This is a genomic window from Paenibacillus sp. YIM B09110 (assembly GCF_037167145.1).
Lineage (GTDB): Bacteria > Bacillota > Bacilli > Paenibacillales > Paenibacillaceae > Pristimantibacillus.
Window position 1 is genome coordinate 355,358 of the sequence record NZ_JBANSP010000002.1, and the last position, 20,365, is coordinate 375,722.

Below are 20,365 nucleotides of genomic sequence, written 5' to 3' on the forward strand. Positions count from 1 at the left end.
ACGGAAGGGTTGGGTGCCGTATGGTTAATCGGATTAATAACGATGCTGCTTATAGCGAATCGTTAACGGAAGATCGCGCATCAACAAGTACTGAAGCCGTTTGGTTTGCCAGCGAAGATATTACGGAAGCGGACGAGCCTTATTTGCCGCCATTACTAGACGACAGCTTTCACCAGTGGATCAACGAGGCGGAAGGACTCCCTTTGTTCCAGTCTGGTGAATTTTCATTATTCGGCGCGGATTTCCAGCGTGTTGCTGTTGCTGGGAAGCTCAGCATTGATCGGCCGGATGGCTTAACCGCTATTTTGGATACCGTTATTTCCTCCGTGTTTGAACAGAGGTTGACGGTTGCAATAACTTTGGACAAGCTGCATGTAGTGGGCGTGCCGATAAGGAAGCGTACGGAGGATCTGGTGTTCTCGGTCTTATGTTATGTGACCGAAGCGGAAGCAGATGCCTCATCAGCGCGCCATGCTCCTAATGTAGAGATATGCGCTTATCACTTCCGCAGTTGCTTCTACCGCATGTTCGAGCAGCTCTATGTTCAGGATCTGCTCGTGCAACAGAAGCAGACGGAGAAGGAAGCGAAGCGAAGAGACGCGCTGTTTCTTGCCGCGAAGCGGCTTTATGATCAGATCGATGTATCATCGGTGCTGTCAGAGATGCTGAGCAGCCTCGAGCAGCTTTATCCAAGCTCCGAGGTTCATCTGTACTTATCGCAGGATCATCTCAACGGAGATGAGCGCGTGAAGCCGCTCGTATTCAAGAATGCGGCGCATGATCTCGTAGCCAAAGCGTTCCTGGACGGACAATATGCAAGCGAGCACGACCGTGACGGCACGATTCGTCTGGCGGTTCCGATGACGGGTAAGCAAGCCGCATACGGCGTCTTGTGCATGACGATTGGACCTGGCAAATGGGATGAGGCAGATCTGCCGGCATTTCTGCTGCTTGCCGACACGGCTGGATCGGCGTTCGAGAACGCCAAGTTATACGAGCAGTCCAACTTGCTTATTAATGAGCTGAGGCTTATTAATGAGCTGACGAAGCGTCTTAATCAGTCGCTGCGCCTTAAGGAAATATTTCAATTCGCGACGAGCGAATTGCTTACGATATTCGATGCCGATTATTGCTGCGTTCTGCAGATGAATAAGGAGAAGGATCAGTTCGTCGTAATGTCGAGCAACTTCCCGGCGCTGGCGAGCGAGCATTTCTCGCCGGAATACGGCTTCTGCGGCATGGTATACAGGACAAGAGAACCGCTCATCATTTCGGACTATTGGCATACGAGAGTCGTGACATCGAAGCTAATGGACAATACGGGCTCGCGCTCGCTCATCGCCGCACCGATTATGGTGGATGGAGAAGTGGTAGGTGTTATTCTTGTCACGCACAAGGTACCGAACTTCTTCTCGTATGATAACTATAAGCTGCTGCAAGTGATGAGTACGCATATAGGTCTTGCCGTTACGAATGCCTCCTTGCATGCTGAGGTGCGACGAATGGTCATTACCGACAATTTAACCGGTCTGCACGCGCGTCATTATTTGAATGAGCAAATTCAGAACCGCCAGCGCAAGGATCCGTTCGGAGCACTCATTCTGGTCGATATTGACTACTTTAAGAAAGTAAACGATACGTTCGGACATCAAGTAGGCGATCAAATATTGATCCAAGTGAGCAATATTATTAACGCATCGATCAGGCAAGGCGATATAGCTGCGCGTTGGGGCGGCGAGGAGCTCGCGGTGTATTTGCCGGGCATTAGAGCGGAGCAAGCGTATCGGATTGCCGAGCGCATACGGATGCATGTCGAAGCGGAGACCGATCCGGTTGTCACCGTATCCTGCGGTGTATCGGAATGGACGTTCGAGAACGAGAAAATTAGCGTGGAATCGTTATTTTATCGTGCAGACATGGCGTTGTATGAAGCGAAGAACAATGGTAGAAACTGTATTTTTGTCGGACAAAGCTAATGGGTCGAAATGTATAAAGAATAACGTAAATCTTTAGGGGAGCGTCGATTTCGACGCTCTTTTCTTTTGTTTTCTCTTCGGCATGAGGAATAAGACGGGGATGCGTGAGGGGAGTCTACGTAGAAGGTCTGTAATGCGAAAGGAGAGCTTATGAGAGACAAACCTAAGAAGAATGCCGCTTGTATCTTATTATGCGCTAGTATCGCTTTGGGGGGCTGTGGCGGCCTGACAGTGCAGAGAGAGCCTGAGCAGTGGCTGTCGTTATCTTATTCGGGTCTTGCGGCCATGGATCAATATGCGTTCACAGGATCAATGGACATGAGCTTGGACGGGGCGATGCCAGTCAGCCCGCAGACGTTCCAAGGCAAAGTCACCGATCATAAACAGTTAACGCTCCAAACGAACAGCGGTGATCAGCTCCGTATTAACCCTGCTCAGGTTCTCGAGTCGCTTGCGCAATCCGACAACCTGAAAATCGATGTAAGCGATACGTCTGAGCCAGATAAGATCACGCTGCATATTGCCGAGGAAGCCGCTTCTGCCAAGGGAAAATGGGAGCAGCGTCTTAGGCAGCAACTTGAGGCGCTTATTGTGAATGAGCCGCCCGACTCTGCTCCTTATAAGAAAGAGTGGGAGCAGGAGGCCGAGCGTTCTCGCAAGCAGCTAGAAGCGATGTTGAGGTCGATGAGTACGAAGACGAGCTATGAGCTCGTTATTGACGAGAACCGGCTGCTTCCGCTCAGGCTGGATGAGCATACGGAATTTCAGTATGAATACGGTGGTAAGAAGGCTTCCGAGGCGCGCCATACGACAATCCGGTTTCATGCCTTCGACGGAGCCTCAAGCGCAGCTGTTCAATGACATTGAGCCGTAAGAACGGCGACAGTCGTTTTACCTTATGGTACGATACTATGGAAGGGAAGTCGCTAAATAAGCAATTAAACATAAAAGGGAGATGAACGAATGCGCGATCCAAGAATTCAGAAACTTGCACAAAATCTAGTCTGTTACTCCATCGACGTACAGCCTGGCGACAATGTGTTGATCGATATAATCGGTTCAGAGCGTGAGCTTGCCAAAAGCTTGATCGAGGAGGTAGCTAAGCGCGGCGGCAGACCATTCATCGAGACGAGCGACCGCTCGGTGTTGCGGACAATGCTGCTTCATGCAACAAAGGAGCAGCTTGAACTATGGGCAGCGCTTGATCTGGAGCGCATGAAAAATATGCAAGGTTATATTGCCGTTCGTTCCGGCGAGAACGCGAATGAGCTGTCCGATGTTCCGGAAGAGAAAATGCGTTTATACGAGCAAATATATCGCAACCCCGTACATATGGAGCAGCGTGTCAAGAAGACGAAGTGGGTTATTTTGCGCTATCCGAATCCGTCTATGGCGCAGCTCGCCAACATGAGCACAGAAGCGTTCGAGAACTTTTATTTTGATGTATGCAATCTTGATTATGCGAATATGGATAAAGCGCAGGATCCGCTGCAAGCGCTGATGAAGAGGACGGACCGAGTTCGTATTGTCGCGCCAGGCACCGACCTTACGTTCTCAATCAAGGGCATAGGAGCGAAGAAATGCTCCGGTCATCGGAACATTCCTGACGGCGAAGTGTTCTCGGCTCCGGTTCGCGATTCCGTGCAGGGTACGATTACGTACAACGCGCCTAGCGTATATTCCGGCGTTTCGTTCCAGAACATTTCCTTTACGTTCGAGAATGGCAAGATCGTCAATGCAGAGAGCAACGATACGAAACGTTTAAACGAAATATTGGATGCAGACGAAGGGGCTAGATATATCGGGGAGTTCGCGATCGGCTTTAATCCGTACATTTTGCATCCGATGAATGATATTCTGTTCGACGAGAAGATCGCCGGCAGCTTGCATTTCACGCCGGGTCAAGCGTATGAAGAGACGGACAATGGCAATCGTTCGTCTGTGCATTGGGATTTGGTGCTTATTCAGAGACCGGAATACGGCGGGGGAGAAATTTATTTCGATGACGTATTGATTCGCAAAGACGGTCGATTCGTTATTCCAGAGCTTGAAGCGCTCAATCCGGAGAACCTAAAGGGCGAATAATAATAGCTTCTATTCTCAAATATAAAAAGCGTTACGACAGTGTATCTCAAGCTATGAAAATTGGAAAATAAAGCGTTTTTCATTTTCCCTCTTGATGGATGTGAGATTTCAGGTTATCATGGTGTCAAAGGTAAGCTTTACTAAATTAACTGGAGGGATCTCCCATGTCCAATAATGCTGCAATAGTTGAAATTTCCCAAACGGCTGGCCAATTCCGCTCATCCATCGTTCTACAAGCCGAGAGTAAATATATCGATGTAAAGAGCATTCTCGGACTGTTCACGACGCTTGTCGGGGGTCACGCTTACGAGCTTCACGTTCACGGACCTGACGCTGAAGAAGCGAAGGCTGCAATGGCAGCTGTATTCGCTAAGCATAACCTTAATGTATCTGTAATTACGGAATAATTGTACGATTGTTTCCAACTGAAGCACTCCTCGCTTTCGCGAAGGAGTGCTTTTCTGTTTTGTCCTTGTGTATTCGTCCTTTTTCGTCTAATATAAAAGGTATAGAAGACGGCGGTACGCGCACAGGGGGGAAAACGATGTCTTCACCGGAAATAACTGTTCAATTGCATGAGAAAGCGCTTCGTCTCCTTCAGGAAGATGCGAGTAAAATAGAAAAGTTGATCGAAGTTCAGATGGAGAACTTGACGACTCGTCAATGTCCGCTGTACGAGGAAGTTCTAGATACGCAAATGTACGGTTTCTCGAGAGAGGTCGACTTTGCCGTTCGCGCCGGATTACTTGCTGAGCTGGCTGGGAAAGAAATCGTCAGCAGGCTTGAAAGAAATCTTGCCTTGCTGTATGAAGCGTTAGATCGCAAAGAGTAGTCCCCCGATTCGGGAGACTACTCCTTTTTTTTTGCCTATATAATTGTCATGCGCTACGTTATACGAGATAGAACGCAATCCCCAGAATGACGTATACCATGAGCAGAAGTACGCCTTCGTACCAGTTCGTATTGCCGTCCCTGGAAACAGACTTGGCGATAAAGACCGATACGCCGATCGCGGTCAGCTCGATTGGGGTGAATACGATATCCATCGTATTGCCGAATAGCGTACTGACGATAATGAGCACTGGAGCAACGAACAAAGCGATCTGCAAGCTGCTGCCGATAGCGATCTCCACGGCTGCCCCGATCTTGTTCTTCATTGCGAGAATGACCGCAGCGCTGTGCTCTGCCGCGTTGCCGACGATGGCAATGACGAATGCCCCGATGAACAGTTCTGACAGTCCGAAGCGCTCCGAGAATGTATCCAGCGTATGTACGAGCCATTCGCTGACGAATGCGACCATTACAGTAGCTAGAACGAGGAACAGGATTGATTTCATCTTCGACCAAGCAGGCTCTTCGCCGTGATCGGCATTCATCTCCACGTCGGCAAGCATATCCTTGTGCGTTACCATCGAGAAGAGAAGCCACAGCACATAAGAGACAATGAGTATCCCCGCTACCGCAAGGCTTAGGAATTGGTCCTTGTCGAAGGTGAACTTCTCGGATACGACGAATACAGCTGGGACGAATAGACCGATGACGGCCATAATCATGAGCGTAGAGTTATGATCGGCGAGCCGGTTGTTGAACCGCTGCTCCTTGTACTTCAAGCCGCCAAGCAGAATACTAAGTCCAAGCACAAGCAACAGGTTGCCGATAATAGCGCCCGTCAAGCTCGCCTTCACCATATCGAACAAACCTTCCTTGACGAGGAAGATGGCGATAATGAGTTCAGCTGCATTGCCGAACGTGGCGTTCAGAAAGCCGCCAAGCCGTTGCCCGGCATAGTGTGCGACACTTTCAGTAGCTTTGCCTAGGAAGCCCGCCACAAATATAATCGCGATCGCGGATATGACGAATTGCACCGTCATGTCCCAATGAGCGTAATGCCCTACTGCGCTGAGAGCGAACATGACAATAAGCCCCGAGAAAAACAACTTCTGATTCAATAGCTCCACCTCATCTTGACTGTGCTGAAATCCTGTTAATACTATAGCGAAAAAAAGGAGGGAAGTAAACTTTTACCAATATAATAACATTCGCGGGTATATTCAAAGCATAGCCTCCTTGATTACATCGTATCCATCTATTACAATGTTCATATATGGCAAAAACGAGGAGTGAATCACATGACCGAAGACCTTCAAACAGGTATTATTCGTATTTCTGATGATGTAGTAGCTACGATAGCGGGACTAGCGGCACTTGAGACACCGGGCATTGCAGCGATGTCGGGCGGCATCTCGGAAGGTCTGGCTAAACGTCTCAGCGGCAAAAACGTTCAAAAAGGCGTTTCCGTCGAGGTTGGCCAAGTCGAAGCAGCAATCGATCTTCGGATTATCGTTCACTATGGCATTCCGATTCAAGAGGTATGCCGTCAGCTTCAACTGAACGTACGTGAATCGGTTGAGAATATGACAGGGTTGCATGTTGTTGAGGTGAACGTGAAGGTAGAGGGCGTCGCGTTCAAAGAGGAAGAGCTTGAAGAGGCTCAAAGACTTAAATAAAGCACTCCATAATAAAACGGTATCCATCTTAGCGGATGGATACCGTTTTTTGGCTTGAGCGAGTCGTAGCAGCTGTGCTGCGGGTGGTGCTTGCTTTCTCGCTTCGATTCGATTCTCTCGATATGCTGAGCAGGACGCCCATACTCATCAGACAGACGAGTAAGGACGAGCCGCCATAGCTAATGAATGGCAAAGTAACACCCGTAAGAGGGATGGCTCCGGTTACGCCTCCGATGTTGATGAAGGCTTGAATGGCAAGAAGTCCAACAATACCGACGCCAACGACTGTACCGTATTCATCCGAGCAGCGCAATGCTACGATGAGGCCCCGCCATAAGAAGAATAAGTAGAAGAGCATGAACAATGTACCGCCAATAAATCCAAATTCTTCGCCGATAACCGCAAAGATGAAGTCATTGTACGCAAATTTCAAATAATGCAGCTTCTGTACGCTTTCACCGAATCCGGCGCCGCTTATACCGCCATGGCCGAACGCTTGAAGGGAAGATACTAACTGCCAACCTGAATCTTGTGCGTCAGCTAGCGGATCGGCATAAGAGGTGAAGCGATCGATCCGATATTCCCACTTCTTAGGGTCCATCGCCATCGAAATGCTGAATACGACGGCGACGAGAAGCACAACGGCAAGTCCCGATGTCGCTGCTTGCTTCAAGTTCGCTCCTCCTGCAAAAATCATTACGATCGCGCTTGCCGCAAGAACGAGGCAGGAGCCCAAATCCGGCTGCATCATGATAATGCCGCACACGGCGCCAACGATAATGATAACCGGCAGAAGCCCCTTCTTGAAGTCTCGGAACTTGTCGCCCTTCTTCGAAATAAGCGCTCCAAGGTACAGAATAACAGCAAGCTTAGCTGGTTCCGTTGGCTGTACCGTGAAGGGGCCAATCTGAATCCAGCTCTTTGCGCCGTTAATATCAGGAGCGACGAAGGGCACGAGCACGAGCAGAAACATAACCGGAATGAAGTAGAGCAGGAAAAGCTTCTTGTAAACCTGGTAGCGAATGTTCATGCTGAACAGCATGGCGAATACGCCAAGGCCAGCCCACATGAGCTGGCGTTTAGTAAAGTGCAGCGCGTCGTTCTCTTCAACGAGCGCAATGCTGGAGCTTGCGCTGTAGACCATGACAAGTCCGAAGCCGACGAGCAGAAGCGTCATTACGAGAAGCAGAAAGTCTGGTCTTCCACGGCCACCGTTCTGCGGTTGCTTCATAAATCGACCGCCTAAGCCAACAGTTGTTTCAATTGCTCGATGCGTTGCGTAGCCGTGTTCATGATCGCTTGCGGAATCGGCGATTCATATTCCATTCCGTGCGGGAAAGTAGCTCGTCCAATATAAACGGCCTCGATATCGAGAACAGCATGCGGCGATTCCAGCTTGCCTTCGACGGCGCGTGTGTTGATGCGCAGGAAGTATTCGTTGCCGTTCACGTGATCCTCAAGCTTCAAATCGTATGTAGCGCGATAGTATTCCCATTGCCAACGAACAAAGCCAACTTTCTCGGCGGATTCGTCCAAATGGTGCAGTTCGCTCTTAACACCGTTTAATCCGGTATTTTCAATAATCATGGTAGTTCCTCCTAAAGGTTTTGTTGAAGCAAACCTGGCTCTGCAAGCTACTGCTTCCAATCATCAGACATAAGTTGTCCATTCTTTACTCATGATAGTATGTTTCCCCAGCTAGCGCAACCCTTACTCCTTAGTCATCATTACCTTAATAGTGACATTTTTGAGAACAGTAGCGGAAGGTATAGCGGCTCGTTTAATAAGCTTCCTCAAAGCCTCGATTATCTGTTAAAATAGATGAAAAAAGTTCGTGCGGAGAGGGAGACTCGAGATATGCACAATCACAAAAAAATAGAGCATGCGATGCAGCGTCTCTATCCCGATATGGTACGGTGGCGCAGACATCTTCATCAGTTTCCTGAGTTATCCTTTCACGAGAGAGTAACATCGCAATGGATTGCGACCAGACTTGCAGAGTTTGGCTGCGCAGTGCAGCGCGACGTAGGCGGACATGGATTAATCGTTACGATTAAAGGAGATAAGCCCGGCCCCGTAGTGGCGCTGCGGGCAGATATTGACGCATTGCCGATTCAGGATGAGAAGGAGTGCGCATACGCATCGAAGGTGCCGAATGTGATGCATGCGTGCGGACATGATGGCCATACGGCAGCTATGCTGGCCGTAGCCGCTTATTATTCGGCGAATCGCGATCAGATCGCCGGAGAACGCCGCCTACTGTTCCAGCCTGCCGAGGAACAGACGCCTGGCGGAGCGAAGCCGATGATCGAGGACGGGGCGCTTGATGGTGTAGATGCCATCTACGGCGTACATTTGTGGACACCGATTCCCTATGGAATAGTTGCCTCGAGACCTGGGGCGTTCATGGCGGCCGCGGATGAATTCGTTATCGATATTATCGGTCGTGGAGGCCATGGCGGACTGCCGCACCAAACGGTTGACTCGATCGTTGTCGGTTCGGCCATCGTGCAAGCCGCGCAGACGATCGTGAGCCGCAGCGTTAATCCGCTGCACCCGGCTGTCGTATCGATCGGATCTTTCCAAGCCGGAACGACGAACAATATTGTGGCAGAGAGATGCCGTATGAAAGGGACCGTAAGAACGTTCGACGAGCATACGAGAAAGCTTATACACGAACGCCTGGAGTCCGTGATCCGGCATACTTGCGAGATGCACGGAGCGAAGTACGAGTATCATATGCGGATCGGCTACCCGCCGGTCGTCAATGACGACAAGGAAGCGGAACGCTTCTTCCAAGTAGGCGCAACCTTATTCGGCGAAGAGTCGGTTCAGCATTCAGAGCCGCTAACCGTTGCCGAGGACTTCTCTTATTATTTGAACGAGGTGCCGGGCTGCTTCATGTTTGTTGGCGCTGGCAATGAGGAGTGCGGAGCAACGTATTCGCATCACCATCCAAGATTCGATATCGACGAGCGGGCGATGGGCAACTCCGCTTCGCTGCTAATTGGTATGGCAGAGCATTATGCGAGTGAATTTGTAGGCTAATCATAAACATCCCGTTATCTAGACTTCGTATGAACGCTGCGGCCGAAGGGCAAGCTAATCGCCGATGCACGTTCAAGGAAGGATGATGATGGAATGAGTAATCATACGGTCGAACAATTAATGTCAACGAATTGTGTTACTGCGACGCTGCTCGATAATGTCTACGAGCTTGCGGTGAAGATGAAGCAGCATGATATCGGATTCATACCGATTGTTAATGGAAATAAGCTGGTCGGTGTCGTAACGGACCGGGATTTGGTCGTGCGAGGATACGCCGAGAAAAACCCAGGCTCAGAGGCTGTGGAGACGGTAATGACGCTTTCTCCAATCACGATCGAGCCTCCGTCCTCCGCTGACGATGCAGCGGCATTAATGGCGGAGCATCAGATTAGAAGGCTGCCCGTCGTTCAGGAAGGGATGCTCGTTGGCGTAATCGCCATAGGCGATCTAGCTGTAAGGGATATTTATGCCAATGAAGCCGAGGCTGCTCTTAGCGCTATTTCCGAGCATAGTCATAGCGGACATCTGCATTAATTAATAAAAGGCTGGCGGGGGCATTGTACATGCCTCTTGCCAGCCTTTCTTTTGCACTACTTATCTTCCCACACGGTGACAAGCTCATTATTCGCATTATACAGTTCGCCGGGATCCGTCTCGCTATTGCTCCACACGCTTTCCTTGCCCCAACGCAGCGTTTTGTCAGGCAGCAGATCATTGCCGCTATTAGAAGAGAGAGTAACCTTCTCGCCTGCGGCCAGCTTATATTTCTCGAATTCATACGTTTGATTGCCTCGGACGCTCACGAGCTTCCAACCGGCTAGCTCTATGTCCTGTCCGGATTCATTGCTTATCGTGGCAAGTTCGTCTTGCTTATTGACGGTAAGCTCGATTCCGGTTTGTTCCGCCGTCTTGACCGGATAGGCATTTTTGAATTTCTCGCGATCGGTTCCCCAGAGGCCCAGCTCCGCTTGTTTCGCGGTTTGCTCAATCTGCTTGTACACGTTCTCAAGCTTGACGTTTGGCTCGACGATCATGACCTTGGCAAGGCCTTCTTTGAGCAGCAGCTCATTCAATATTCGCCCGTCTTTCAGCTCAACCACGGCTAAGGTTCGTTCGTACTTGTCCATCTGCTCCTTATCGAAAGTAAGCCGAACCTCCGCAGACTCCGTTAACACTTGCTTCGTATATATGGATGCCTCGCTGCCGAAAGGCTCTTCAGGTCTATTCGAATCCTCATGGGCAATTTCCGGAGTATTTACATAGAGCAGTCGGATGGTACGGTTGTCGTCTCCGACATTTATTTTGAAGGTATCGCCGTCGATGTAATCGGATACGGAATACCATACGTTCGTTTGTAGTTTCTGAGGGGTTGTTGTTGCCCAAGAGCAGCTGGCTAACGTCAAGCAGCCAAGCAGCAGCAACGTTATTCCTATTCGTTTCACCTTCGCATACCTCCAATCAGTCGTAATGATGAAGCCTATTTCAATTAATATACCACAAAATACGACCAAGAATCGCAATTCATTGGTCACGGAGTGGCATAAAATCATAAAAAACCTTTCATACTGACAGAAGAAGGACTCTGTTTGAGGAGGGAAATCAATGCTGGAGCAATCAGAAGGAGCGATAATCGTCTTATCCGATTTGACGATATTGCTGGATGAGCAGAGTAGCGGCGCAGAGCAGGCAAGAGAAAAGCTGCTGCTGTTCGCCGAAGCCGTGAAGCAGGCTGGTACGCTGCACACCTATCGGATTACAGCTTTGTCTTTGTGGAATGCGGCAGCTGCCGGTTATAGAGCGGAGGAGCTCATTGGCTGGCTTAACACATATGGACGTTATGACTTGCCCTTCGCTGCGGAATCATCCATTCGCAGGCTGATTGGAAGGTACGGCAGGCTGACGCTGACGGTTGATCAAGACGTGCTGCTGCTTAGCGGAGACAAGGAATTGATGGAGGAACTTGCTGCTCTTTCTGCCATAGATAAGTGGGTCGCCAAGCGACGTACAGCGGAGACTTGGCAGCTATCCGATGCTTGCCGAGGAGAATTGAAGCAGGAGCTCACAAGGCTTGGATATCCGATTATTGACCTGGCCGGCTACCATACGGGAGAAGCGCTTGCCGTGAAGCTGAGAGACGTAACGCTGCAAGGAAAGTCGTTCGGACTTCGGCCGTATCAGAGGCTGGCGGCTGAGCAATTCTATCGTGACGGTACGGTGCAGGGAGGCAGCGGCGTTGTCGTTCTGCCTTGCGGCGCAGGGAAGACGATTGTCGGTATTGCCGCGCTTGCGAAGTTGAGCAGCGCCACGCTTATTCTGACATCTAATTCAACGTCCGTTAAGCAATGGAAGGACGAGCTGATCGATAAAACGACTCTGAGCGAGTCGGAAGTCGGTCAGTATTGCGGGGCATTGAAGCAGGTGCGTCCCGTCACGATTGCAACCTATAATATTTTGACCCATCGGAAGTCGAAGGATGAGCCCTTCTCGCATATGAAGCTGTTCTCGGAGCGGGATTGGGGACTCATTATCTACGACGAGGTGCATCTGCTTCCTGCACCGGTGTTCCGGATGACAGCGGACATTCAAGCTACAAGGAGACTCGGTCTAACGGCTACGCTCGTGCGCGAGGATGGCTGTGCGGAGGACGTATATTCGCTAATTGGTCAGAAGCAGTTCGATCTGCAATGGAAAGCAGCCGAGCGGGACGATTATATAGCTGCCGTCTCCTGTGCGGAAATAAGAGTGCCTCTGACGCCAGCCTATAAGGATGAATATAACATCGCGGGAGCACGTTCGCGCTTGCGTCTTGCAGCGGAGAATCCTGGCAAGATGGAAGCGTTGAAGAAGCTATTGGGAGAGCACGCAGGCAAGCCGACGCTTATAATCGGCCAATATTTGAAACAGCTGCGCGACGTATCGCAGAAGCTTGATGCCCCTTTACTCACAGGGGAAGTGCCGCATGTCGAGCGGCAGAAGCTCTATGAACGGTTCAAGTCGGGCGAGATCGGGGTGCTGATCGTATCCAAGGTGGCCAACTTTGCCGTTGATTTGCCGGACGCGGCAGTTGCGATCCAACTCTCGGGCAGCTTCGGGTCTAGACAAGAGGAGGCGCAGCGCATTGGAAGGCTGCTTCGTCCGAAGGCAGCCGCGAACGAGGCGTGGTTCTATACGATCGTCACCGATCACACGAAAGAAACGGAATTCGCGTTGAAACGTCAGCTGTTCATGCTGGAACAAGGCTATACCTACGATCGACTGCTGCTCTCTGATCTGGATGCCGATAAGGAGGTTGTAAACCATTGAAGCTGAGCGAGTTGTCCAAGAAGTTAACGAAACAGCAACAAATGGAATTCATTAATCATCGCGTCTGGTCGGACGCTAATCGAAGGCAGTTGGACTGGGTGGAAGCTGCATCAAATCTCCAGGCGGTTGGGGTGGCTGCGGATAAGCTGTCTTCTCATGCCGCGATGCTGCTTACAGAAATGATCAGAGCATTCGGGGCAGAGCCGATAACCGAGGAGCGTCTCATAAGAGAAGTGCGGAGACGAACGATGATGTCGGGCGCGGAATGCGATATGGCACAGGCGGAGCTTGAGCAAGCGGGTATTCTGTTTGCTGTCGTTAAAGTATGGGGCGAGCGGATATGCTTCCTGCCTAGAGACTGCTTCCTGGCATGGCAGCAATCGTTGTTTCCTTCCGAAGTACAGCAGGTCTCGTCTAGCGATATGCTGTTATCAGGCACAGTGACGGCAATGCCAGTCAACAAACCGCTTGGCAAACAATTGATGGATGCACTGGCTGTCATGGGGCAATGTAGCATGGCATTAACATCCAAAGGCGTATTAGCGAAAAAAACAGTCGCCGCTATCGTACAAAAGGCGGTGTTCGAGGAGCAAACGTTGATGGCCTCTGGATTAAGCTGGTCTAAACGAGAGCACTATTCCTTGAAGGCGGCATTCCTATTAGAAGCAGCAGCGGCATTCGATTTGGTTCGATTCGATGACAATATGCTCCGCTGGAGAGAGGATCGTCTAGCCTCCTGGCTATGGCAAGACGAAGAAGAACGGGAATGGCGTCTGCTGCAATGGTGCTTGGATCTTCTGCTGCCTGTGGATGCCGCATCCGCACATCTTGTTTCTGCCCTTTGTGCGCTGGAAGTTGGCAAATGGTATCGAACGGAAGATATTCGCAATTTGCAGAATCGATGGAGGCTTGACAAGGAGGCTGAAGGGAAGGCTCTTGATTGGCTGTCGCTGCTGCTAGCATTCGGATGGATGGAAGCAGCCCAAGCAACGTCAAGCGGGAAGACAACGGAGCTTATTAGATGGAAGCTGAACGCTTATACAAGGAAGATAGACGCAGAGAAGGGATCTGCTTCTAGTGTCAATTATCGTGATCGCCAGCTGCGTGTGCAGCAGAATGGTGAAATCATCGTAGAGCCTGGTTGCCGCTTGGCAGTTCATTGGGAGCTCGCGCTGATCGCTGAGCTAGTCGCTGATGAAACGGTGGCTATATATCGATTGACAGCAAGCTCCGTGACGCGTGCGCTGGAGTTCGGACGGACGAAGCTGTCAATGATCTCATGGCTGGAGCAGCAGAGCGGACAATTGCCGCTGCCCGAAACCGTCGGCGTGATGCTGGAGGAGTGGACGGGCAAAGCTTGCCGCACTTGGTTCGAGGAAGTAACGCTGCTGCGATGCGACAATAAGCAGATGGCAGATTGGGTACGTATGAGCAGTGTGCTTGCCCCGATGCTTCTGCATGAAATCGGATCAACCGATTTCATAGTGGATGCATCGCTAGTACCTGATATCAGAAAGCTGTTGCAGCGTGCCGGTTATCCGGCGCAGAAGGCGCTGCGCTCGAAGGAGACAGCAGCATCATACGTATCAGCGTCGTATCCTGTTATTCGCGAGGCAGTGTCCGGTTCTGATACCGAAGCCGAATGGGATGAAGCTGAAGTAAGGCGCACAGGTGCGTATTCGTTTCTACACACGCCGAATACGCTTGCGCACTTTGAACTCGTGAGCGCTCGGGAACGCCTGAACGATCAACTGCAGTCGCAGGAGCAGACTGTGCCCGCCATGTGGACGAAGCAGCTACGCGTATACCATCATTCCACGCGCAAGGAGCTTATTGAGAGAGCGTTAGCCTGGCAATCTCCTCTCCAGCTTCGGATGGACAGCGAGCTGCATTCATTCGTTCCTGAGCGTCTCGAGCAGCAGGGCGGAGACTGGGCAGTTGTGGGCATACTCAGGAACGATAAGGCGACGGATCATATGCCGATAAGGCTGACACCGGATATGTGGGACGAGATGAGGATCGTTATTCCTGGCCGTCCATATCCATAATAATCTCTACCTATTGGCTAAGCGGTTATGATATGATAGTGTAGAAGTAAGCAAGTGGAAAAGAGGTGGACGAATGCCAACTGTCGAAGGGGTGCAGGAGACTCTGTATGAGCAGCCCGAAAGCGGCGTGTCTTCGCTCGATATGGCGTCGCTGCTGCTTTGTGCCTACGAATTAGGTGATTGGATCAATGAATCGGTGGAAGTTGCCGAATATTTATATTGGAAGTCGGCTGTGAATGCCGATGAGCAAGTGAAGCAAATGTCCAGGCAGTTCGCGAAAGCGAAGGAGCTGTTCGAGGAATGCGAGCGCTTCGGAAGATTCCATCCGGACTATAATGCCGCTAAGGACAAAGTAAAGTTGATCGAGCGGAGCTTAGGCGATATTGAGAGCGTACGCAATTTCAAGCTTGCCGAGCAGGCAGTCGACGAAATGCTGTATGAAGTGTCGCGTATGATTGCCGAATCGGTATCTGAGAATATCAAAGTGCCTAGCAACGAGAAAGCGTCTGGCGGCGGCTGCGGAAGCGGCGGCTCTTGCAGTTGCGGAAGCGGCGGCTGCGGTTAATATATGAAGCAGGAGGTAAGCGAGCGATGCTGCCGGAGAGAACAGGTTATATCGTATGGGTAAGTGATTTGAAGGCGGCAAGGTCGCTGGAGCGCTTCGGAACGGTTCATTATATGTCGCGCAAGATGCATTACGTTGTGATGTACATGAATGCCGACCGTGCAGAAGAAGCGGTGCGCCAGATGGATAGATTGCCTTATGTCCGCAAGATCGAACGCTCCTACCGCAATGAGATCAAGACGGAATACAGCAAGGATAGCGAAGATAAGACAAGATCTTATAGCCTGTAAGCGGATGAGGCATAAGTAGAATAGAACGCGTCTAGCATCTTAAAGTTGCTAGACGCGTTCTTTTTTGTTAGGGTAGATTTACATATAATTACATATATGTATCGTCTTTAATTTAATGTTGAAAAATCGGACGAGCGTGTTAGAATGGAATTAAATTCATAGTAAAAAAGCCCTGGTTCGTTAGGAGGAGTAGGTTGCGTAATGAAGGATAAAATGACGAGAAGATGGAATACATATGAGTCGTTTTATGTCGGTCTTGGCGATAAAAAAGTAGCTGATATCGTAATTACGAATCACGCCAAAAGCCGCTGGATCGACCGTATTGAGAGTGAGAAGACCGGATTTGAAGATATTGCCGAGTATTTGTGGGAATGTCTTAAGAACGGACGGATCGAGCCGTACTACCGCAACGAGCAGGACGTTTATTTGATTGACGACGATTTAGTATTTGTGGCCGAATTCGCAGATTCCTTTACAGAAACCGATATTACGGGCCGCCCGCTGCAGAAGATGATTGTTGTGACGTTTCTAGGACGCATGTCGGAGACAATCGAGCTACGTGACCTTAAGTCCTATTACTCATGGCTGCGCCATTCGCGCCGCATGACTTTAGTGAAGAACAGCAGAAAGCGCAAGTAATGGCAACAACATAGATGTACAGCCCGTAGGCATGCGATCTTTTATGGATTGCATGCTTTTTTTGCATGAACGATACGACTATGCAAACGCTTTGTAGTATAATAACGGGAATACAAAGGAAGGATGACTTACCAATGGCGCTTAATTTTCATCAATTGCATATTTTCTTTACGGTTGCGGAGAGGGGCAGCTTCTCGGCAGCGGCACAGGCGCTGCATATGACCCAGCCGGCCGTGACGATGCAGGTGCAGTCGCTTGAGGATTACTTCGGGACGAAGCTGCTGCAGCGTTCGACCAAGCGAATTGATCTGACCGAGGCGGGCCGAGCGCTTATGCCTTACGCGCAGCGCAGCATTGATTTGATACGAGATACCGATCAGGCGATGTCAGCCTTCACGAAGCAGTTGAAAGGAAGACTGCAGTTAGGCTCAAGCTTAACGATCGGAGAGTATATATTGCCGAGGCTGCTAGGGCCGTTCGGTCAAGAATATCCGCATATAGCAATCAGCATGAAGGTCATGAATACCTCTCAAATAATGGAAGATATTCTGAATCATCAATTAAATTTCGGCCTAATCGAAGCGCCTGTCAATCATCCCGATATGCATATGGAAGCGGTGATGAGCGACGAGCTGCGGCTTATCGTCTCGAAAGATCATCCGCTTGCGGATCGAGAATCGGTAGCGCTTGAGGAGGTCATGGAATATGCGTTCGTCTTGCGGGAGCAGGGATCAGGCACGAGAATTGTCATGGAAGAGCAATTGAAGCGGAAAAAGATCGATCCGGCAAGCATGAAGATCGTAATGGAGCTGGGGAGCACAGGTGCAGTGAAGTCGGCGGTGGAAGCGGGTCTCGGCATCTCGTTCCTCTCTGCGTCGTCAGTCAAGCACGAGGTAGCGCTTGGACTTATTCGGATGATAAAAGTTCCTGATGCCAACTTCCAGCGGCAATTTTATTCGATCTATTTGAAATCGGCGCTGCTGCCGATCTCAGCGGTTACATTTTTGACGTTTCTGAGAGAGAGGGACTTGCAGCAATGGTTATAAAAGACGGGCTAGCTGATCTTCATACACATACGACGGCATCGGACGGCTTGCATTCGCCAACGGAAATTGTTCAGTTCGCTAAGTCAGCTGGACTGGCTGCTATTGCGATAACTGATCATGATACAGTGGCGGGAGTAGACGAAGCGATAGCCGAAGGCGAGCGTCTCGGCATAACTGTCGTGCCGGGCGTAGAAGTAAGCACCGTCGCAAGCGGCAACGATATTCATATTCTCGGCTACTTCACGAATGGATCAGATGCAAAGTGGCTCGCGAGGCTGGAGAGCTTAAGAGATGTCCGTAATCGCAGGAATGATATGATCGTTAATCGGTTGAATGAACTCGGTGTAGACATTACGATGGACGATGTGCGTGAAGCAGAGCGTTCCAAACAGGCTTCAAGCGAGGCCTCCGCAAAGGCATTCAGCATTGGACGGCCGCATATTGCGGAGGTGCTCCTTCGCCTAGGCGCCGTCTCTTCGATAAGCGAGGCGTTCGATAAGTATTTGGGGAGCGGCGCTGCCGCTTATGTCAATCCACCGCGGCCTACGCCTTTCGATGCGGTCGATTGGATACGCGAAGCTGGCGGAACGAGTGTTATTGCACATCCAGGTTTGTATGGGGACGATGAGCTTGTCGACGCTATTGTGAAGCACGGCGTGAACGGAATCGAAGTATTTCATTATGATCATAGCGAGGTAGAAGAGTCTCGGTATGCTGCGATGGCGGCTCAATATAGCCTGATCGTTACAGGTGGCTCGGACTTTCACGGCTCTCGGCAAGGGAAAGTGTTCCATGGCGCGGTCGGCAGCCGTACGGTAGATGCAGGCACGATTGCATATTTGCGTCGACCGAACTTGTGAAGGATCCATAACGCAAAAAAATCACGGCAGCTTGTTCAGTAGAACAAGTCCGTGATTTTTTTTGCGATGATGGTGGAAGGTTAGCTGCTTACGGATACCAAGCTCTTGATCCGTCCTTCATCCGGCGTAATAAACAGCGTCTTCTGATTATCGTAAATGACAAAGCCCGGCTTAGCGCCATTCGGCTTGCGGACATGACGGATGAACGTGTAGTCGACTGGAATCAAGCTCGAGTCTCGCGCTTGGCTATAATGCGCAGCAAGCATTGCCGCTTCCTCAAGCGTCGCATTGCCGAAGTCTCCGCCCCGAATGACGACGTGGGAGCCAGGAATATCTTTGGTATGCAGCCAGGTGTCGGACGGAGAGGCTAGACGATTCGTTAAAAATTCGTTTTGCGTGTTGTTTTTGCCAACGTATACTTCTACGCCTTCAGAAGAGGTGTAGCGCAGCAGCGTAGGCTTAAGCGATTTTTTCTTCTTAGGGCCTCGCCGACCGCGTTCCTTCATATAACCTTGCTCTACGAGCTCATCGCGTATTTCTTCAATGTCGGTAATAGCCGCATTATCGAGCTGCTGGAGCAGCGATTCGAAGTATTCGATCTCCTTCCGGGCGATCTCCATCTGCTCGGCGACGATCGTGAGACTGTTCTTATGTTTTGTATAACGTCTGAAGTAGCGCTGGGCATTGTCTGAAGGGGTGAGCTGCGGATCAAGCTCGATCGTAACGACGGCTTGCTCTTCGTCATAGAAGTTGACAAGCTCGATTGTCGTATCGCCCCGCTTCATCTGATGCATATAAGCGGTCAGCAGTTCGCCGAGCACTCTATATTTCTCAGCATCCTTCGCTTCTACGAGCGTATCTTCCAGCTTCGTGATCTTCGAGATGTTCTTCGCTTTCTCATTCTGTACGAAACGAATCAGATCGGCTGCGCGTTGCTTGACAGTATCGCGCTGCGCCTTGTCTCCAAAGAACGCCTGCAGGCATTCGCTAACGGAGGGATAGGAGGCCTCATCACCGTTAATATGAGTTAGTTCGGTAACGGAGAAAAACATTTTGCCGCTCGTTTCATCGGTCTTAATGACGGGGAAGTATCGGTGCGATCTCATCTCACCTATAAACGATTCAAAGCTGCGCCATATTGCCCCCGTGTCCTCAGCGTCTGATCCAGCGCGATAAGCGATTTCCTTGGCGATAAGCGGGCTTAGTCCGCTGAATGCTTCAACAAGCCGTTTGCCTGCAGCCGAGCCTTCCGTTGTATGTTCGTACGCTTCTCGGAATTGTTCCTCGCTATCAATGACGAACGGATTTGTCTTGCTTTGGTCAGGCGGCGGCGTATAGTTGCTGCCCGGCATGACGATCCGATAGCTGCTGATCGATGGCGTGACATGATGAATGCCGTCATGAATCGTTTGTGTGGCGGGGTCCACTAAAATGATATTGCTATGACGGCCCATTATTTCGATAATAATCGTCTTGACTGAAATGTCGCCGAGCTCGTCCCGATGCTTCACATCGATATGAATGACACGCTCGTTGTCGATTTGGCGAATGCCCTCTATGATGCCGGATTCACAATATTTGCGGAGCAGCATGCAGAACATCGGCGCTTCCATTGGATTCAAGTAGCTTGAAGTCGTCCAGTGTACCCTAGGGTATGTCGGATTGGCCGACAGCAGCAGCTTGCCTTGCACGCCCGCGCCTCTGATGCTGAGCACAAGCTCATGCTCGGTTGGTTGATGGATCTTATGTATACGCGCTCCTATGCAGCGCTGCAGGTCATGGGTTATTGCTCTGGTGACAATGCCGTCTAAAGCCATAGCTGTTATTCCTCTCTTCCTTCGCGTAAGTCTTCTCCTATCATGCCATAGTTAAGCCAAAAACTTAAGTCCCTTTTGGGATAATTTCCAGGATGTCCGAATACATTTACCCTAGAGAGGCTGTCCGAAGGGCCGGCGTCGGCCATTACGCTGCTTCGCTTGCAGCGGGTAGCGGGTACAA

20 protein-coding genes are annotated in these 20,365 nt (G+C 50.4%); 15 read left to right on the top strand and 5 right to left on the bottom strand.

Translation table 11 applies throughout. The annotated features are described in order from the left end of the window. The first annotated feature begins 20 nt into the window (after window positions 1–20). The 5 genes from V8F51_RS03910 (at window position 21) to V8F51_RS03930 (ending at window position 4,893) form a co-directional block, all read left to right on the top strand. Window positions 21–1,976: a diguanylate cyclase gene (locus V8F51_RS03910; protein ID WP_337098733.1), complete on the top strand. Its 1,956-nt coding sequence runs from the start codon at window positions 21–23 to the stop codon at window positions 1,974–1,976. Window positions 1,977–2,126: 150 nt separating this feature from the next. Continuing rightward, window positions 2,127–2,837 (top strand): hypothetical protein, encoded by a 711-nt coding sequence (locus V8F51_RS03915; RefSeq protein ID WP_337098734.1) that lies wholly within the window; start codon window positions 2,127–2,129, stop codon window positions 2,835–2,837. Between the two features lie 102 nt (window positions 2,838–2,939). Next, window positions 2,940–4,061, top strand: a complete 1,122-nt coding sequence (locus tag V8F51_RS03920; protein ID WP_337098735.1) for an aminopeptidase — start codon at window positions 2,940–2,942, stop codon at window positions 4,059–4,061. A gap of 164 nt (window positions 4,062–4,225) precedes the next feature. Then, window positions 4,226–4,468, top strand: coding sequence for an HPr family phosphocarrier protein (locus V8F51_RS03925; protein ID WP_337098736.1), 243 nt, complete (start codon window positions 4,226–4,228; stop codon window positions 4,466–4,468). Window positions 4,469–4,605: 137 nt separating this feature from the next. Beyond that, the gene (locus tag V8F51_RS03930; RefSeq protein WP_337098737.1) at window positions 4,606–4,893 is read left to right on the top strand and encodes a YlaN family protein; all 288 of its coding nucleotides are present in this window, start codon (window positions 4,606–4,608) and stop codon (window positions 4,891–4,893) included. 58 nt (window positions 4,894–4,951) lie between these two features. On the opposite strand, the gene cax is transcribed toward V8F51_RS03930, so the two are convergent. Continuing rightward, window positions 4,952–6,010 carry a calcium/proton exchanger gene (cax, locus tag V8F51_RS03935; RefSeq protein ID WP_337098738.1) on the bottom strand — a complete coding sequence of 353 codons (1,059 nt, stop codon included), beginning with the start codon at window positions 6,008–6,010 and terminating at the stop codon, window positions 4,952–4,954. Window positions 6,011–6,190: 180 nt separating this feature from the next. On the opposite strand from cax, the gene V8F51_RS03940 reads away from it, so the two are divergent. Next, the gene (locus V8F51_RS03940; protein WP_337098739.1) at window positions 6,191–6,568 is read left to right on the top strand and encodes an Asp23/Gls24 family envelope stress response protein; all 378 of its coding nucleotides are present in this window, start codon (window positions 6,191–6,193) and stop codon (window positions 6,566–6,568) included. A 28-nt stretch (window positions 6,569–6,596) separates the two neighbouring features. Here the strand turns inward: V8F51_RS03940 and ftsW are convergent, their stop codons facing one another. After that, the gene (gene ftsW, locus V8F51_RS03945; RefSeq protein WP_337098740.1) at window positions 6,597–7,799 is read right to left on the bottom strand and encodes a putative lipid II flippase FtsW; all 1,203 of its coding nucleotides are present in this window, start codon (window positions 7,797–7,799) and stop codon (window positions 6,597–6,599) included. Window positions 7,800–7,810: 11 nt separating this feature from the next. Next, a complete protein-coding gene (locus V8F51_RS03950) occupies window positions 7,811–8,155 on the bottom strand; it encodes a YugN family protein (RefSeq protein ID WP_337098741.1) in 345 nt (114 codons plus the stop codon). Between the two features lie 270 nt (window positions 8,156–8,425). Between V8F51_RS03950 and V8F51_RS03955 the strand changes: the two genes are divergently transcribed. Next, on the top strand, window positions 8,426–9,616 hold the full coding sequence (locus V8F51_RS03955) for a M20 metallopeptidase family protein (protein ID WP_337098742.1): 1,191 nt from the start codon (window positions 8,426–8,428) through the stop codon (window positions 9,614–9,616). 93 nt (window positions 9,617–9,709) lie between these two features. After that, a complete protein-coding gene (locus V8F51_RS03960) occupies window positions 9,710–10,150 on the top strand; it encodes a CBS domain-containing protein (RefSeq protein WP_337098743.1) in 441 nt (146 codons plus the stop codon). Between the two features lie 56 nt (window positions 10,151–10,206). Here the strand turns inward: V8F51_RS03960 and V8F51_RS03965 are convergent, their stop codons facing one another. Beyond that, window positions 10,207–11,058, bottom strand: a complete 852-nt coding sequence (locus tag V8F51_RS03965) for a thermonuclease family protein (RefSeq protein WP_337098744.1) — start codon at window positions 11,056–11,058, stop codon at window positions 10,207–10,209. 160 nt (window positions 11,059–11,218) lie between these two features. Here V8F51_RS03965 and V8F51_RS03970 point away from each other — a divergent pair, with 160 nt between their 5' ends. The 7 genes from V8F51_RS03970 to V8F51_RS04000 all read left to right on the top strand — a co-directional run bounded on the left by V8F51_RS03970 (window position 11,219) and on the right by V8F51_RS04000 (window position 18,367). Beyond that, window positions 11,219–12,919, top strand: a complete 1,701-nt coding sequence (locus V8F51_RS03970) for a DNA repair helicase XPB (protein WP_337098745.1) — start codon at window positions 11,219–11,221, stop codon at window positions 12,917–12,919. Beyond that, a complete protein-coding gene (locus V8F51_RS03975; RefSeq protein WP_337098746.1) occupies window positions 12,916–14,967 on the top strand; it encodes a helicase-associated domain-containing protein in 2,052 nt (683 codons plus the stop codon). Before V8F51_RS03970 ends, V8F51_RS03975 begins: the two co-directional genes overlap by 4 nt. 73 nt (window positions 14,968–15,040) lie before the next feature. Then, the gene (locus V8F51_RS03980) at window positions 15,041–15,532 is read left to right on the top strand and encodes a YlbF family regulator (protein WP_337098747.1); all 492 of its coding nucleotides are present in this window, start codon (window positions 15,041–15,043) and stop codon (window positions 15,530–15,532) included. Between the two features lie 26 nt (window positions 15,533–15,558). Then, on the top strand, window positions 15,559–15,822 hold the full coding sequence (locus V8F51_RS03985; RefSeq protein WP_337098748.1) for a YlbG family protein: 264 nt from the start codon (window positions 15,559–15,561) through the stop codon (window positions 15,820–15,822). 201 nt (window positions 15,823–16,023) lie between these two features. Beyond that, on the top strand, window positions 16,024–16,461 hold the full coding sequence (locus tag V8F51_RS03990; RefSeq protein ID WP_337098749.1) for a hypothetical protein: 438 nt from the start codon (window positions 16,024–16,026) through the stop codon (window positions 16,459–16,461). 134 nt (window positions 16,462–16,595) lie between these two features. After that, on the top strand, window positions 16,596–17,507 hold the full coding sequence (locus tag V8F51_RS03995; protein WP_337098750.1) for a selenium metabolism-associated LysR family transcriptional regulator: 912 nt from the start codon (window positions 16,596–16,598) through the stop codon (window positions 17,505–17,507). Further along, complete coding sequence (locus V8F51_RS04000; RefSeq protein WP_337098751.1) at window positions 17,498–18,367, top strand: PHP domain-containing protein; 870 nt, start codon at window positions 17,498–17,500, stop codon at window positions 18,365–18,367. Before V8F51_RS03995 ends, V8F51_RS04000 begins: the two co-directional genes overlap by 10 nt. A gap of 80 nt (window positions 18,368–18,447) precedes the next feature. Here V8F51_RS04000 and V8F51_RS04005 read toward each other — a convergent pair whose 3' ends face one another. Further along, window positions 18,448–20,184, bottom strand: a complete 1,737-nt coding sequence (locus tag V8F51_RS04005; RefSeq protein ID WP_337098752.1) for an Rqc2 family fibronectin-binding protein — start codon at window positions 20,182–20,184, stop codon at window positions 18,448–18,450. Between the last annotated feature and the right edge of the window lie 181 nt (window positions 20,185–20,365).

Coding starts and splice junctions, on each gene's coding strand:
- V8F51_RS03995 (WP_337098750.1), top strand. CDS start 16,596: ATGGCGCTTAATTTTCATCAATTGCATATTTTCTTTACGGTTGCGGAG.
- V8F51_RS04005 (WP_337098752.1), bottom strand. CDS start 20,184: ATGGCTTTAGACGGCATTGTCACCAGAGCAATAACCCATGACCTGCAG.
- V8F51_RS04000 (WP_337098751.1), top strand. CDS start 17,498: ATGGTTATAAAAGACGGGCTAGCTGATCTTCATACACATACGACGGCA.
- V8F51_RS03920 (WP_337098735.1), top strand. CDS start 2,940: ATGCGCGATCCAAGAATTCAGAAACTTGCACAAAATCTAGTCTGTTAC.
- V8F51_RS03985 (WP_337098748.1), top strand. CDS start 15,559: ATGCTGCCGGAGAGAACAGGTTATATCGTATGGGTAAGTGATTTGAAG.
- V8F51_RS03940 (WP_337098739.1), top strand. CDS start 6,191: ATGACCGAAGACCTTCAAACAGGTATTATTCGTATTTCTGATGATGTA.
- V8F51_RS03915 (WP_337098734.1), top strand. CDS start 2,127: ATGAGAGACAAACCTAAGAAGAATGCCGCTTGTATCTTATTATGCGCT.
- V8F51_RS03925 (WP_337098736.1), top strand. CDS start 4,226: ATGTCCAATAATGCTGCAATAGTTGAAATTTCCCAAACGGCTGGCCAA.
- ftsW (WP_337098740.1), bottom strand. CDS start 7,799: ATGAAGCAACCGCAGAACGGTGGCCGTGGAAGACCAGACTTTCTGCTT.
- V8F51_RS03980 (WP_337098747.1), top strand. CDS start 15,041: ATGCCAACTGTCGAAGGGGTGCAGGAGACTCTGTATGAGCAGCCCGAA.
- V8F51_RS03970 (WP_337098745.1), top strand. CDS start 11,219: ATGCTGGAGCAATCAGAAGGAGCGATAATCGTCTTATCCGATTTGACG.
- V8F51_RS03960 (WP_337098743.1), top strand. CDS start 9,710: ATGAGTAATCATACGGTCGAACAATTAATGTCAACGAATTGTGTTACT.
- V8F51_RS03955 (WP_337098742.1), top strand. CDS start 8,426: ATGCACAATCACAAAAAAATAGAGCATGCGATGCAGCGTCTCTATCCC.
- V8F51_RS03930 (WP_337098737.1), top strand. CDS start 4,606: ATGTCTTCACCGGAAATAACTGTTCAATTGCATGAGAAAGCGCTTCGT.
- V8F51_RS03910 (WP_337098733.1), top strand. CDS start 21: ATGGTTAATCGGATTAATAACGATGCTGCTTATAGCGAATCGTTAACG.
- V8F51_RS03990 (WP_337098749.1), top strand. CDS start 16,024: ATGAAGGATAAAATGACGAGAAGATGGAATACATATGAGTCGTTTTAT.
- V8F51_RS03950 (WP_337098741.1), bottom strand. CDS start 8,155: ATGATTATTGAAAATACCGGATTAAACGGTGTTAAGAGCGAACTGCAC.